Source organism: Azospirillum sp. INR13 (assembly GCF_015390205.1).
Lineage (GTDB): Bacteria > Pseudomonadota > Alphaproteobacteria > Azospirillales > Azospirillaceae > Azospirillum.
The window spans coordinates 117,103-130,313 of sequence record NZ_VUOI01000004.1; the positions used below are offsets into that span (position 1 = coordinate 117,103).

At 65.5% G+C, this 13,211-nt stretch carries 13 protein-coding genes; 4 read left to right on the plus strand and 9 right to left on the minus strand.

All coding sequences use genetic code 11. The features are described from left to right. The first annotated feature begins 322 nt into the window (after positions 1–322). From ppdK to F1643_RS05100, 3 genes are all read left to right on the plus strand, one after another. Entirely contained in the window at positions 323–3,016 is a 2,694-nt protein-coding gene (gene ppdK / locus F1643_RS05090) for a pyruvate, phosphate dikinase (RefSeq protein WP_194911416.1), read from the plus strand. Positions 3,017–3,526: 510 nt separating this feature from the next. Further along, complete coding sequence (locus F1643_RS05095) at positions 3,527–4,183, plus strand: hypothetical protein (RefSeq protein WP_194911418.1); 657 nt, start codon at positions 3,527–3,529, stop codon at positions 4,181–4,183. A gap of 16 nt (positions 4,184–4,199) precedes the next feature. Then, positions 4,200–5,282: an XRE family transcriptional regulator gene (locus tag F1643_RS05100; RefSeq protein ID WP_255542446.1), complete on the plus strand. Its 1,083-nt coding sequence runs from the start codon at positions 4,200–4,202 to the stop codon at positions 5,280–5,282. A 181-nt stretch (positions 5,283–5,463) separates the two neighbouring features. Here the strand turns inward: F1643_RS05100 and F1643_RS05105 are convergent, their stop codons facing one another. The 4 genes from F1643_RS05105 to hrpB form a co-directional block, all read right to left on the minus strand. Next, positions 5,464–5,637 carry an antitoxin gene (locus tag F1643_RS05105; protein WP_194911429.1) on the minus strand — a complete coding sequence of 58 codons (174 nt, stop codon included), beginning with the start codon at positions 5,635–5,637 and terminating at the stop codon, positions 5,464–5,466. A 262-nt stretch (positions 5,638–5,899) separates the two neighbouring features. Beyond that, the gene (locus F1643_RS22330) at positions 5,900–6,130 is read right to left on the minus strand and encodes a helix-turn-helix domain-containing protein (RefSeq protein WP_255542431.1); all 231 of its coding nucleotides are present in this window, start codon (positions 6,128–6,130) and stop codon (positions 5,900–5,902) included. Positions 6,131–6,292: 162 nt separating this feature from the next. Beyond that, on the minus strand, positions 6,293–6,655 hold the full coding sequence (locus F1643_RS05115; RefSeq protein WP_370540476.1) for a DUF6516 family protein: 363 nt from the start codon (positions 6,653–6,655) through the stop codon (positions 6,293–6,295). 244 nt (positions 6,656–6,899) lie between these two features. After that, on the minus strand, positions 6,900–9,470 hold the full coding sequence (hrpB, locus tag F1643_RS05120; RefSeq protein WP_194911440.1) for an ATP-dependent helicase HrpB: 2,571 nt from the start codon (positions 9,468–9,470) through the stop codon (positions 6,900–6,902). Positions 9,471–9,647: 177 nt separating this feature from the next. Between hrpB and F1643_RS05125 the strand changes: the two genes are divergently transcribed. Beyond that, on the plus strand, positions 9,648–10,121 hold the full coding sequence (locus F1643_RS05125) for a ferritin family protein (protein ID WP_194911447.1): 474 nt from the start codon (positions 9,648–9,650) through the stop codon (positions 10,119–10,121). 42 nt (positions 10,122–10,163) lie between these two features. Here F1643_RS05125 and F1643_RS05130 read toward each other — a convergent pair whose 3' ends face one another. From F1643_RS05130 to F1643_RS05145, 5 genes are all read right to left on the minus strand, one after another. After that, positions 10,164–10,376 (minus strand): hypothetical protein, encoded by a 213-nt coding sequence (locus F1643_RS05130; protein ID WP_194911450.1) that lies wholly within the window; start codon positions 10,374–10,376, stop codon positions 10,164–10,166. Positions 10,377–10,431: 55 nt separating this feature from the next. Then, positions 10,432–11,043, minus strand: coding sequence for a PP2C family protein-serine/threonine phosphatase (locus F1643_RS22335; RefSeq protein WP_370540487.1), 612 nt, complete (start codon positions 11,041–11,043; stop codon positions 10,432–10,434). Next, positions 10,950–11,654, minus strand: a complete 705-nt coding sequence (locus F1643_RS05135; RefSeq protein WP_194911452.1) for a PleD family two-component system response regulator — start codon at positions 11,652–11,654, stop codon at positions 10,950–10,952. Before F1643_RS05135 ends, F1643_RS22335 begins: the two co-directional genes overlap by 94 nt. 22 nt (positions 11,655–11,676) lie before the next feature. Further along, complete coding sequence (locus tag F1643_RS05140) at positions 11,677–11,982, minus strand: STAS domain-containing protein (RefSeq protein WP_194911454.1); 306 nt, start codon at positions 11,980–11,982, stop codon at positions 11,677–11,679. 187 nt (positions 11,983–12,169) lie between these two features. After that, on the minus strand, positions 12,170–13,204 hold the full coding sequence (locus tag F1643_RS05145; protein ID WP_194911456.1) for a hypothetical protein: 1,035 nt from the start codon (positions 13,202–13,204) through the stop codon (positions 12,170–12,172). Between the last annotated feature and the right edge of the window lie 7 nt (positions 13,205–13,211).

The following is a 13,211-nucleotide window of genomic DNA, read 5'->3' on the forward strand; positions in this document are numbered from 1 at the left end:
TGGATTTACGGGGTACTTCGGCCGCAATTCACCATCCGGATCGGTGCTTATGCGGATCCGCCGGAGTAATGGGGATCCGGCCAATACGATATAGTCGCAACGCTCCTTTGCCGGCGAAGCGCAGGTCATCACGTTCTAGACCACGCGACTGTCTTGTGTCCCAACGTTTGGGGCGATAGAAGGTCCACTCAGCGGCATGTGCGGTCAAGCAAACTGACCACGGTGTCCCGCTGAGCGGATCAGACCCGCCCGGCGGACCGCCTGTGGAGCATAAGGGGAGCACCCGCACGCCGGACGACCATGGGGCGAGAGGAATTCCGCGATGGCGAGCCAGGGTGAATCCAAGTGGGTCTACAGCTTCGGGGCCGGTGCCACCGAAGGACGGGCCGATATGAAGAACCTGCTGGGCGGCAAGGGCGCCAATCTGGCCGAGATGGCCAATCTTGGCCTGCCCGTTCCGCCGGGCTTCACGATCACCACCGAGCTGTGCACCTATTTCTACGCCAACGGCCGCTCCTATCCGCCGGAGCTGACGACGCAGGTCAAGGCCGCGGTCGAGCGGCTGGAACAGGCGATGGACGCCAAGTTCGGCGACCCGGCCAACCCGCTGCTGGTGTCGGTCCGCTCCGGCGCCCGCGCGTCGATGCCCGGCATGATGGACACCGTCCTGAACCTGGGCCTGAACGACGCGACCGCCGCCGGCCTCGCCAAGCGGTCGGGCGACGGCCGCTTCGCCTACGACAGCTACCGCCGCTTCATCCAGATGTATTCCAACGTCGTGCTCGACGTTGAGCATCACCATTTCGAGGACATCCTCGACAACCACAAGCGCGACAAGTCCTACAACCTCGACACCGACCTGTCGGCCGAGGATTGGCAGGCGGTGATCGAGGACTACAAGAAGGCGGTCGAGCGCGAGCTGGGCAAGCCTTTCCCGCAGGATGTGCAGGAGCAGCTGTGGGGTGCCATCGGCGCCGTCTTCGGCTCCTGGATGAACGCCCGCGCCATCACCTACCGCAAGCTGCACGACATCCCGGCCGACTGGGGCACCGCGGTCAACGTGCAGTGCATGGTCTTCGGCAACATGGGCAACGACTGCGCCACCGGCGTGGCCTTCACCCGCAACCCGTCGACCGGCGAGAACGCCTTCTACGGCGAGTATCTGGTCAACGCCCAGGGTGAGGACGTCGTCGCCGGCATCCGCACGCCGCAGCACCTGACCGTCGCCGGCAAGATCGCCAACAAGTCCGACCTCCCCGCCATGGAGGAGGTGATGCCGGAGGTGTTCAACCAGCTGAACGAGGTCCGCCTCAAGCTGGAAAAGCACTACCGCGACATGCAGGACATCGAGTTCACGGTCCAGCAGAACAAGCTGTTCATGCTGCAGACCCGCAACGGCAAGCGCACCGCCCCGGCGGCACTGAAGATCGCCGTCGATCTGGCGAACGAAGGCGTCATCGACCAGAACGAGGCGGTCCGCCGCATCGATCCGGCCTCGCTCGACCAGCTGCTGCACCCGACGCTGGACCCCAAGGCCGACCGCAAGGTGATCGCCAAGGGCCTGCCGGCCTCCCCCGGCGCCGCATCCGGCAAGGTGGTGTTCACCGCCGACGAGGCCGAGCAGATGGCCGGCAAGGGCGAGTCGGTGATCCTCTGCCGCATCGAGACCTCGCCCGAGGACATCCACGGCATGCACGCCGCCCGCGGCATCCTGACCAGCCGCGGCGGCATGACCAGCCACGCGGCGGTGGTGGCCCGCGGCATGGGCCGTGCCTGCGTGTCGGGCGCCGGCGACCTGCGCATCGACTACAAGACCAAGCAGATGTCGGTCCGCGGTGTCGCCGTGAAGGAAGGTGACATCCTGACCATCGACGGCTCCACCGGCGAGGTGATGCTGGGCGAGGTGCCGACGATCCAGCCGGAACTGTCGGGCGACTTCGCCACCCTGATGGGCTGGGCCGACGGCATCCGCCGGATGAAGGTCCGCGCCAACGCCGAAACCCCGCTGGACGCCCGCACCGCGCGGAAGTTCGGCGCCGAGGGCATCGGCCTGTCGCGCACCGAGCACATGTTCTTCGACCCGGAGCGCATCCTGGCCGTCCGCGAGATGATCCTGGCGGAAAGCGAGGAAGGCCGCCGCAAGGCGCTCGCCAAGCTGGAGCCCTTCCAGAAGAAGGACTTCGTCGAGCTGTTCACGATCATGGCCGGCCTGCCGGTGACGATCCGCCTGCTCGACCCGCCGCTGCACGAGTTCCTGCCGAACACCGAAGAGGACATGGCGGAGGTCGCGGCGGCCACCGGCACCGATCCGCTGCGGGTGCGCCACCGCACCATCCAGTTGCATGAAGCGAACCCGATGCTGGGCCATCGCGGCTGCCGTCTGGGCATCTCGTACCCCGAGATTTACGAGATGCAGGCCCGCGCCATCTTCGCCGCCGCCGCCGAGGTCGCAAAGACCACCGGCGAAGCCGTCATTCCCGAAGTGATGATCCCGCTGATCATCACGAAGAAGGAGTTCGACATCCTCAAGGCGGTGATCGACCGCGCCGCCGAGCAGGTGAAGGCCGAGACCGGCGTGACGGTGGAGTATCTGACCGGCACGATGATCGAGATCCCGCGCGCGGCTCTGAAGGCCGGCGAGATCGCCGAGTCGGCCGAGTTCTTCAGCTACGGCACCAACGACCTGACCCAGACCACGCTGGGCCTGTCGCGCGACGACGCCGGCAGCTTCCTGCCGGAGTACCAGCGCCAGGGCATCCTGGAGCAGGACCCGTTCCAGTCGCTGGACGTCACCGGCGTCGGCGAACTGGTGGAGATCGCCACCGAGCGTGGCCGCAAGGTCCGTCCGGACATCAAGCTGGGCATCTGCGGCGAGCATGGCGGCGACCCGGCCTCGATCTCCTTCTGCGAGAAGGTCGGGCTGACCTATGTCTCCTGCTCGCCCTACCGCGTGCCGATCGCCCGCCTCGCCGCCGCCCAGGCCGCACTGCACAGCGACACGGTCAAGCGCGACTGAGCCGGTTTAGGTAGCTGAAACAACTTCGGCCCTCTTCCCGCAAGGAAGGGGGCCGTTTCGTTTTGGGGGCGGAGGTGGGCGGGTGGAACAGCGTGGAACAGGTTTCGGGGGACTGTTCACTGTTCCATCCGGGGCGCCCGACAAGGCCTGCGGCGGTCGGATGGAACGTTTGGAACAGGTTGGAACGGTTTTCCGGGGGCTGTTCACTGTTCCATCCGGCGGGGCGGGTGCGCGGGAGGATGGGCGCACGGGGGCGTGGCACCATCGGCGATGCATGCAGGACACTCCTCGGGTGGTTGAGGCTTATAGTCCTATCATGAATGGTGGTTGGTGGTAAGGGGGCGTGGGAAAGGCGTGGCGGCTTGTTATCTGCTCTTGGGGTAATGGCGAAGGCCGGGATTCGAGATTGCCGAGGAAAGCGGTGGCTAGGCGTTGAGGGAGATAGCGGTTGACGGCCTCACTTCATTTTTATAACCTACTTGTAGGTAAGAAAAATGAAGTGAGTGCATTATGGAACCTGCGTCTGGCTTACCATCTTGTACCGTTTACAAGGGCGCAGCCGCCCGGCAAAAGCTCCGCGAAATGTCAGTTCCAATTGAACTGCTGATCGAAGCGGCACAGCAGGGGTTTGTTGAGCGCATGAACGCCGAACTTCCGTTCGACCCTGTTACCGCTCCCGGTACAGACGCATGGCGATACCCTGTTCGGGTGTTGCGCAAGGCGCTGATGGAACTTGGGTGGCGCATTGACAACCCGCGGAACCTCCCTTTGGCAATTTCCGACGAGAAGAAGATTAATGTTACGGTTAGCAGCGGAGATGAGTTCACCGGCTTAGAGGGCGTACGGCAACCGCGCAGCAAAAACCCTAAGGGTGTGCTGATGGAGGAGGCTATTGCCCGGAACACGAGGCAATACGATCTGTTTCCAGGCAGCTTACCCATTGCTGTTCAAAAATTTGACCAAACGGTCAAGCACAAGACGTGGGTGTTTCTTATCTACATCACTGACGAAGAGATCCGCGCCGAGTTATCTCTCCCGAGTTCTATGGACGAAACCGACCATGTAAACCGATGGGCCGAAAGAATCCTGATTCCGGTGTCATTGCCTGATGCCGAAGTTAAAGGTGAGCCTAACTTTGATGAAGGACCGGATATTCGTCGGTTGTAACTCCGAAGATCTAGACATGAATGGTGATAGGTTGCGCGTGGCTCGTCAAAGGCGAGCTATGACGAAGAAGCATCTAGCAGAAATGATGTCGGTGACGCCACGCACGATCACCGGATGGGAGGCTGATGAGTATCCGCCTGACGAGCGTCATTTAAGGAAGTTATCAGACGTACTTGGCTTCCCGGTTTCCTTTTTTGACTTGGATGATACCGCCAAAACAATGACAGAGGCAGTGAGCTTCCGGTCGTTAACAAAGAAGACTGCCGGTCAGCGCGATGCAGTGCTCGCCATGTGCGATATTGCGAAGGATGTGGCAACCTGGATTGCAGAGCGGTTTGGCGTTCCCACGCCAGCGGTTCCAGACCTGCGCGATGAAGATCCAATTATTGCTGCAACTTTGTTGCGGCGTGAATGGGGTCTGGGAAATAGACCAATTAAAAGCATGGTGCATCTACTTGAGGCAAAAGGAGTTCGAGTCTTCTCTCTTGTAGAAAATTGCCGGGAAGTGGATGCTTGCTCATTTTGGTCAGACGGCGTGCCGTTTGTAATGCTGAATACAGATACATCGAACGAGAGATGTAGATTTGATATGGCGCATGAGCTTGGGCATTTAGTTCTGCACAAGCACGCTGCCCCAACTGGGCGGGCAGCCGAAAATGAGGCAAATGCATTTGCATCTGAATTTCTAATGCCAGAATCGAGTGTTCGGGCAATTAACGTAGATTATTGGTCGATACGCACCCTTATTGAGAAGAAAAGACTATGGAATGTGTCTGCGCTAGCGCTTGCATATCGACTTCATCATCTAGGGCTGATGTCGGAGTGGCATTTCAAATCATTGAATATTGAGCTTGGGCGTAGAGGGTACAAAAGCAAGGAGCCGGATGGCTCTCCAAAAGAGCAATCTGACGTGTTTGATACTGTCCTGAGGGTTATGAGGGAAAGAGGAATTAGTCTCCGGTTCGCAGCTAACGAGATGTCAATTCCAGAGGCTGAACTGATTGGATTGCTGTATGGACTTGCCAAAGTGCCTATAGACGGCTTTGCAAGGCAAGCGGCGGAGCAGAGAAGCGGAGCTCATCTACGCGTCGTGAAGTGAGCATGTAGCATGATGCTAAGAGCCTGAAGGTGCTCCCCCATGGTGGCCGACTCCATGAGCCGGTGTGGAGCATGAAGGATATCGCCCTCGCCATCGACGCGGGGGCGGAGCCTCTGAAGAAGTGCAAGCCGTAGAAGGCTGCGGATCGCGATCAGATCGGCAATGGCAACCGGAACAAGGATTACTTTAACGTCGGCGCAGGATGCTCATCCACCGTGCCCCAGCTGTTGAGCCAGTCGGCAACATCGCGCATAGGAATCGTCTGACCGGCGGCAACCTGTGCCCGCGCTTCGGCAATGGCACGTGTCAGCGCATCGTCATTGGTCGATTCGAATGCGGTCGCAAGCTCAGCCATGGGGCAGCTCCATCAGTGAATATATGCAGAGGCCGTGAGTTGGTCCATACAAAGCAACCGCAGGGCAGAACTCCGAGCTCAGGTTAACGGATCACACCAAATAAGCGAGCCGTGTCACTCCGAATCCGAACCAGCATTCCTCGGGGTTGTTGATCCAGCTTGATCGCAGCCGTGAACGTTTACTATCCGCTCGCAAAAAATTAACCTGAGTTCGGAGCCCTTAACCAGACGTGAGCGACCTCCCTATAGACAGGGCCGCTCCTTACTCCGCGGCCACGGCCATCGGTACCACCCGGCAAGTCCCGCGCACCAGATCGACGTCGATCTCCGCCGCGACCAGTTCCGGCCGGATGCTCATGCCGTCGCGGACCAGTCGCACCAGACCGTGCTTCGCCAAGTCTTGCAGAGCGCGGGAGACGTTGGGCTGGGCGCGGTTGGCGAGTTGGGCGAGACGGGAGACCGTTTCCGGGCGTTCGGTGGCGATCAATTGCATCAACGCCCGATTGGCCGGGGGTCAACACGCCGAGAAGGCCGGACACCGACTCGCCATCCGTCACCGAGTGCACTGGGGGAACCGGGCGGGTGCCCTGGGCGACCGCCAGCATCTCGTCGCGCAAATCATGCAAGGTCCGCATCGCCGGTCCCTCCTTCGTCGTCATCCTCGGTGTCCTCCATCGTGATGGTCAGCGCGACCACCCGCCGTTCGGCAGGCGCGCTCCGTCGCCGCGAAGAAATCGGTCAGCAGCGCGTCCGCTCCGGTGAAGGCGTAGGGAACCGGATCGGCCACACGGCCATAACGGTGCTCATGGTCGAAGCGGGTTTCCCAGCCGACTCCGTGCGCGTTGTCGAAGCCCATCAGGCGAGTGCCGTCCACATCGTGCAGGGTCAGCGAATAACGCAATCCCGTGGGGCTTCTCCGCAGTGACCGGCGTTCGCCAGACGCGAAACCGCAGGCTCCAACCATTCTCCAGCCAGTAGCGCCGCCGGTGATATCCGAGGAGGCGCTCAATCGCTTCATCAACCATATATCACCCACCAATATACCCTTCAATATGGGGTCATTGTATATCGCGGAAAGATATAGGGGCAATGGTCGATGGGAGAGAGGGTGGACGGGCGCGCTTTGGCGCGCCGCCAAGGGGCATGCTGCCCCTTCGCAATCCCCTGGCAAAGGCTGGCGCCTTTGCGGCCCCCTCACCCTGACCCTCTCCCCAGGGGGGAGAGGGAAAGTTTGCGGAGGGGAGAGGGGTGGGGGCGGGCCGTTACCGCCCCCTCGGCTTCGCCCTGGCGGTCGGCTCGGCTTCCAGCGGGTTGTCGGGCCAGTAGTGTTTCGGGTACTGGCCCTTCAAATCCGCCTTCACCGCCTTGTAGGCGTTGGCCCAGAAGCTCGCGAGGTCGCGGGTGACCTGGACCGGGCGGCGGGCGGGGGACAGCAGGTGCAGCAGAAGCGGAACCCGGCCGCCGGCGATGCGCGGGGTCTGGGCCAAGCCGAACATCTCCTGCAGGCGCACCGCCAGAACCGGCTCCTCGCCGTCATAGTCGATGGGGATGCGGGAGCCGCTCGGCACCTCGACATGGGTCGGGGCCTCGGCGTCCAGGCGGGTCCGCAACTCCCAGGGCAGCAGGGCGCGCAGGGCGCTCGACAGGTCGATGCGCTCCAGATGGGCGCGGCGCGACACGCCGTCGAGGAAGGGGGCCAGCCACTCCTCCAGCCCGTCCATCAGGGCCGCGTCGGACAGGTCGGGCCAGACGTCGCCCTCCCGCGCGCGCAGGAACATCACGCGGGTGCGCCATTTGCGCAGCTCGTCGGTCCAGGGCAGGCAGGCGGGGCCGAGGGCGCGGATGCCCTCGATCATCGCGGCGGTCATCGCGTCGGCCGGCGGCTTGGCCAGCTTCTCGTCCTTCAGGATCAGAGCGAACAGCATGCGGCGGCGGCGCGCCAGCACCATCTGCTCGCGGGCGTCCCAGGCGACGATGGTCTCGCTGCGGATGTCGTCGGCGAAGCTCTCCTCCAGATCGGCCAGCGTGACCGGGGCGGCCAGGAAGATGCGCGAGTCGCGGGCGGCGCCGTCGAGGTCGGCGATGGCGAGCCAATCCTCGGCCGACAGAGGCTCGGCCTCCTGGAAATAGGCGCCGCGACCGCCCGACAGGCGATACTGCGCGGCAACGCCGCCGGGCTGGCCGCCGCCCTGACCACCGGATCGGCGCTGGCCGATGCGGTCGGGATAGGCGAGCGCCACCAGAATACCGACGGCGTTCGAGTCCATCGCGTCGTCGTCGCGCACGCCGAGCTGGCGGCGCCACTGCCGCGCCTGCTTCACCGCCTGCTGGGCGCCGCCGCGGTCGACGCTGAGGCCGCGCGCCGCACCATGGCCGCCGCGCTCCTCGCCGCGCAGCAGGTCGACGCGCAGGCGCAGGTCGGCGTCGCGGAAGCCGGGCTGGGAGCGGACGATGTCGCGCTCGCCGAGCAGGGCCGCGACCAGACAGGCGAGCGCGCCCTGGCCCATCGCCTTGCCGGCCAGCATCATGTGGGCCAGACGCGGATGCACGCCGAAGCCGGCCATGCGGCGGCCGTGCGGGGTGATCGCACCCGCCCGGTCGAGCGCGCCGAGGCCGGTCAGCAGCTCGCGCGCCTGGGCCATCGCCGCAGCCGGCGGCTGGTCGAGCCAGGACAGGCTGGCGGGGTCGGAGACTCCCCACACCGCAAGCTCCAGCGCCAGCGGGGCGAGGTCGGCGTCGGCGATCTCCGGCGTGGTGAAGGGGGCCAGCGCCTTGTGCGTCGCCTCCGGCCACAGGCGGTAACAGACGCCGGGCTCCAGACGGCCGGCGCGGCCGCGGCGCTGCTCGGCGGAGGCTTGGCTGACCTTCACCGTCGCCAGACGGGTCATGCCGCCGCGCGGGTCGAAACGCGGAACCCGCATCAGCCCGCTGTCCACCACGATGCGGATGCCCTCGATGGTCAGGCTGGTCTCGGCGATGGAGGTCGCCAGCACGATCTTGCGCTGGCCGGGCGGGGTGGGGGAGATGGCGCGGTCCTGCGCCTCAGCCGACAGGTCGCCATAGAGCGGGGCGATGATGGTGTTCGGGCCGAGGTCGGATTGGTCGAGCAGGGACTGCACGCGGCGGATCTCGCCGACGCCGGGCAGGAAGACCAGGGCGTTGCCGGGCTCCTCGCGCAGGGCGCGGCGGACGGCGGCGGCCACCGCGTCCTCGATGCGGGTGCCCTGTGATGGGGCGTCGAGGTGGCGGGTCTCGACGGGGTAGGCGCGGCCCTCGCTGGTCACCATGGCGGCGGGGCCGTGGGAGTCGGTCAGCAGGGTGGCAACCGGGGCGGCGTCCAGCGTCGCCGACATCACGACGAGGCGCAGGTCGTCGCGCAGCGCGCCGCGCGCCTCCTGCACCAGGGCAAGGGCGAGGTCGCTGTCGATGCCGCGCTCGTGGAACTCGTCGAACAGGACGGCGCCGACGGCGGGAAGCTCCGGGTCCTCCTGCAGTTGGCGCAGGAACAGGCCGTCGGTCACCACCTCGATCCGGGTCTTCGGGCCGACTTTTGTGTCCAGGCGGACGCGGTAGCCGACGGTCTCGCCCACCGCCTCCCCCAGCATCGACGCCATCCGGCGGGCGGCGGCGCGGGCGGCGAGGCGCCGCGGCTCCAGCACCAGGATCTTGCGGCCCTTCAGCCACGCCGCCTCCAGCAGGGCCAGCGGCACCCGCGTGGTCTTGCCGGCGCCGGGCGGCGCCTGCAGCACGGCGGTGCCGCGGCGGTCCAGCGCCTCCAGCAGAACGGGCAGGACGGGATCGATGGGCAGGGTTGGGAAGGCGGGCTTGCTCATGAGGGGGAGTCTGCTGCCGCGAACCGGGGCGAAAGGCAATGGATTTCGCGAGGCGGACGGGGCGGCGCGCGCCAAAAGGTCGCAGGGGCGGGGGAGGGGGCGAGGGTGCGCGACCGATGACCGCAAAAACTGTATGGTTTTGGAGTCGTCGGGTTTATTCGCTCGTCAAAGGGATCCATGACCGATATCCACGATGCCGCCCTGTTCCTCGCCCACGCCTGCGCGCTGGAGGAGGACGCCGCCAACCGCTTCGCCGACCTGTCGGAGACGATGAAGACCTATGGCAACCAGGAGGTCGCGGCCTTCTTCGGCCAGATGGCGAAATTCTCGCGCATGCATCTGGCCGAGGCGCGGGAACGGTCGGGCTTCCGCCAAATCCCGGACCTGAAGCCGGAAGACTTCCAGTGGCCGGACGGCGACAGCCCGGAAGCGGCCTCCATGGAAGGCTCGCACTATCTGATGACGGTGGAATACGCGCTGGAACTGGCGCTGGAGAGCGAAAAGCGCGGGCAGGCCTTCTACGCCGAGGTGGCGAAGACCACCACCGATTCGGAAGTCCGCATGATGGCCGAGGAGTTCGCCGCCGAAGAGGCCGAGCATGTCGCCCAGCTGGAGGTGTGGGCCAAGCGCTATCCGGCTTTGCAGGCGTGATGAACAAGTAAGGAAGGGGGCGTTGGCTGCCCCCTTCCCTGATCACTTTGACAGGGCGGACCAGTCGATCTCGTACACCTTGTCGGCCGGCTTGTAGGTCTTGAAGGCGGCGATCACGTCGTCGACGCTGACGTCGCCCGGCACATTCTGGATTTCATAGACGACCGAGCTGCCGCTGGTCGGGCCGACGTCGGCGTTGCGGTGGGCCTGCGAGACCAGCCCTTCGCCGGCCTTCTTGATCATGATGGAAGCCATGCATCCGTCTCCTGTTGCGACTCGCCCGACCGCAAAACCATAAACAAAAAGTGGTTTAACCGGAAGGCGGAAAGAGGCGGTCCGGCGTATCCTGCCGGGCGATCCACAGGGCGGTCAAATCGTCGCACAGCCGGGTGCCGAACCGCTCGGTGAAGCGGGTCATCACCCAAAGTAGCGGCCAAGCCGGCGCTTCCGCCAGTGCCAGCGCCACCAGTTCGGCGAGCCCGTCGTCGCCCAGCATGGCGTCGTCGGCGTCTTGCGCCTCCGTCATGGCGTCGGAATAGAGGAACAGCGCATCGCCGTCATGGAAGGGAGCGGAGCGGGTGACGTAGTCGGCCTCCTCCAGGATCCCGAGGGGCAGGCCGGACGAATCGAGCACGCTCAGCCCGCCGGCCCTCGCCAGCAGCGGCGGCGGCGAGCCGGCGCCCGCATAGTGCAGGCGGTCGCTGCCGCGGTCGATCACGCCGTAGAAGGCGGTGGCGAACTGGCCGGGCGCCAGGATGGCGGACAGGCGCTGGTTCAGGTTGGTCAGAAGCCGTGCCGGTTCCGCCAGCTCCTCCGCCGTCTGGCGGGTCAGCAGGGTGTGGAGCCGGAAGGCGTTGATCGCCGCGGCGATGCCGTGCCCCGACAGGTCGGCGATGAAGACGCCGATCCGTTCGGCATCGATCTCGAACGCGGTCCAGAAATCGCCGCCGACCTCGTCGGAGGTTTCGAACACCGGCGCGATGGCCAAGCGATGGCGGTCCGCCAGCGCTTCCAGCCACAGCGGCTCCGGTGCCAGCGAAAGCTGCATCGCCCGCGCCTGGCCCAGATCCTGGCCGACCCGCTCGCGAAGGCGCGCAGTTCCTGCACCATCGACCGGCGTTCCAGATGATAGCGGACGCGGGCGATGCATTCGCCGGGATTGACCGGCTTGCCCAGCAGGTCGGTCGCGCCGGCCTGAAAGCACAGGGTCCGCATCTGGTCGGTCATCTGGGCGCCCTGCACCAGGATGGGCAGGTCGTGCCAGCGCGGATTGCTCCGCAACTCCCGGCACAGGGCGAGGAGGTCGTCGGCACAGGCAAGGTCGGCGTCCATCACCAGCAGGTCGGGGTCGAAGGCGCCGATGCAGGACAGCAACTCCGGCCCGCTGGAGACGCAGGCGATCCGCGTGATGCCGGCCCAATGCAGGAACCGGCTCAGGATGCGCTGGTCATACAGGCTGTCGTCGGCGATCAGCACCTTCCGATCGCCCAGCGGCTGGCCGAGATCCAGCGCGTAGAGCTGTCCCGAAGCCATCGGATCCGCCCCGCCGTGCCGGTCAGGCCGAAACCGGGAAGATCCCGTGCAGGTTGGCCGCGCGGAAGACGCGGTGGACCTGATCGCGCGCACCTTGCATCGCCAGCCGCAGATCCTTGCGGCGGGCCGTGTCGTGCGCGATGAAGAAGACGCCCAATCCCGTGGAGTCGACGAACTCGAGATCCGACAGGTCGAAGACCACCCGGTGTCCGGCCGGCCGGTCCATCGCCGCGATCACCGACCGGAAGGCATTGTGGTCGGTGAAGGTCATGCGGCCGCTCAGACGGATCTCGGTAAGATCGTGGACATCGCTGACGGTGAAATCCATCGGTGCTTTCCCCTTTGCTCCTGGTCCGCAGCGGAGTTGCGGTTTTCACCTGCACTTGCTGCGCTGCGGAATGTTAGGCGGAGGGGATGTCATTTTGATGATGGAGCGACCGAAAAGCTGCATTCGATACGACGCCGCTCAACTTATTTGTGTTCCATGCATTGAATTTTCCGAGGAGAACGTTCGATCAGGGCAGGGACGCGGACTCGCTTACGGCCTTCCGGTGGGACACAGTCCTCTCCAAGTCCGAGGCAGGGATCACCCGGCCGGGCATGCGGTCGGGCTGGGCGCCGGCGACCGCCCCGGCGATGCCGCCGGTCAGCCAGGCCGAGAAGGCGTTGCGTCCGGTGGCGCCGGCCTCGCGGTTGGCGCAGGCGGGGGTGGCCTCCATCTCGTCGTCCTGCCCGGCGGCATGGTTCCACAGCGGCAAGGGAGCGGCGGCGGGCTCGGCTGCGGGCTCGGCGGCCGATGCGGTGGGGATCAGGCCGGTGGAGCGCGGGGCGGGGCGGCTGTGCACCTCGATCAGGGCGACGCGGATGCCCGCGGCCCAGGCGCGGTCGATGAAGGCGCGCACCTGCCGTGCCGTGGCGGAGCTGCCGGTAACGGCGTCGGGCGTGCCGCCGGTCAGCCATGCCGCCGGGGTGGGTCCGCAGCCGCGCCGGTACTGTAGCGCCACCTGATCCTGCACATGGGTCTGACCGCGGTAAAGGCGCATCAGGCCCTGGCCATAGCGCTCCAACTCGTCGATCGGGCCGCGGCTGGCGGTCAGCAGGCTGCGGTCGATCAGGATCAGCGTCGGCTTCACGGCGATCAGCCGGTCGAGCAGCGGCTCGAAATCGGCGAACTGGGCCTGCCGGTGGACGATGCGCAGGAATTCCAGGTTCGGCACGCCGCGCTTGGCGGCAAGCTCCGCCATGCCGCGCTCGTCCAGGGTGGCGTCGCGCAGCGCGGTATCGCCCAGCGCCACCACCGACACCGAGTCGGGATTCCGCGCCGCCCGGTCGGCCTGCGCATCGATGCGGTTCAGATTGTACCAGGCGAAGGGCTGGTCGTAGAGCAGGGTGCCGGTCCACAGTACCGCCAGCACCGCCAATCCCCCCAACGCCAGCGGCGCCAGCAGCAGCCCGGCACCCAGCGTCCGCCAGCGGCTGCGGCCGCGTCGCGGTTCCGTAGCGGGGTGTTCGGCGGTGGATTGGGGGGCTTGCGGTTCCGGATCGGCCATCGGTGGG

Bases quoted from the DNA above. Each gene is read 5' to 3' on its own strand.
- F1643_RS05125 (WP_194911447.1), top strand. From the start codon at position 9,648: ATGACCGATATCCACGATGCCGCCCTGTTCCTCGCCCACGCCTGCGCG.
- F1643_RS22330 (WP_255542431.1), bottom strand. From the start codon at position 6,130: ATGCAATTGATCGCCACCGAACGCCCGGAAACGGTCTCCCGTCTCGCC.
- F1643_RS05105 (WP_194911429.1), bottom strand. From the start codon at position 5,637: ATGGCTGAGCTTGCGACCGCATTCGAATCGACCAATGACGATGCGCTG.
- ppdK (WP_194911416.1), top strand. From the start codon at position 323: ATGGCGAGCCAGGGTGAATCCAAGTGGGTCTACAGCTTCGGGGCCGGT.
- F1643_RS05145 (WP_194911456.1), bottom strand. From the start codon at position 13,204: ATGGCCGATCCGGAACCGCAAGCCCCCCAATCCACCGCCGAACACCCC.
- F1643_RS05115 (WP_370540476.1), bottom strand. From the start codon at position 6,655: ATGAAGCGATTGAGCGCCTCCTCGGATATCACCGGCGGCGCTACTGGC.
- hrpB (WP_194911440.1), bottom strand. From the start codon at position 9,470: ATGAGCAAGCCCGCCTTCCCAACCCTGCCCATCGATCCCGTCCTGCCC.
- F1643_RS05095 (WP_194911418.1), top strand. From the start codon at position 3,527: ATGGAACCTGCGTCTGGCTTACCATCTTGTACCGTTTACAAGGGCGCA.
- F1643_RS05130 (WP_194911450.1), bottom strand. From the start codon at position 10,376: ATGGCTTCCATCATGATCAAGAAGGCCGGCGAAGGGCTGGTCTCGCAG.
- F1643_RS05135 (WP_194911452.1), bottom strand. From the start codon at position 11,654: ATGGCTTCGGGACAGCTCTACGCGCTGGATCTCGGCCAGCCGCTGGGC.
- F1643_RS05140 (WP_194911454.1), bottom strand. From the start codon at position 11,982: ATGGATTTCACCGTCAGCGATGTCCACGATCTTACCGAGATCCGTCTG.
- F1643_RS05100 (WP_255542446.1), top strand. From the start codon at position 4,200: ATGAATGGTGATAGGTTGCGCGTGGCTCGTCAAAGGCGAGCTATGACG.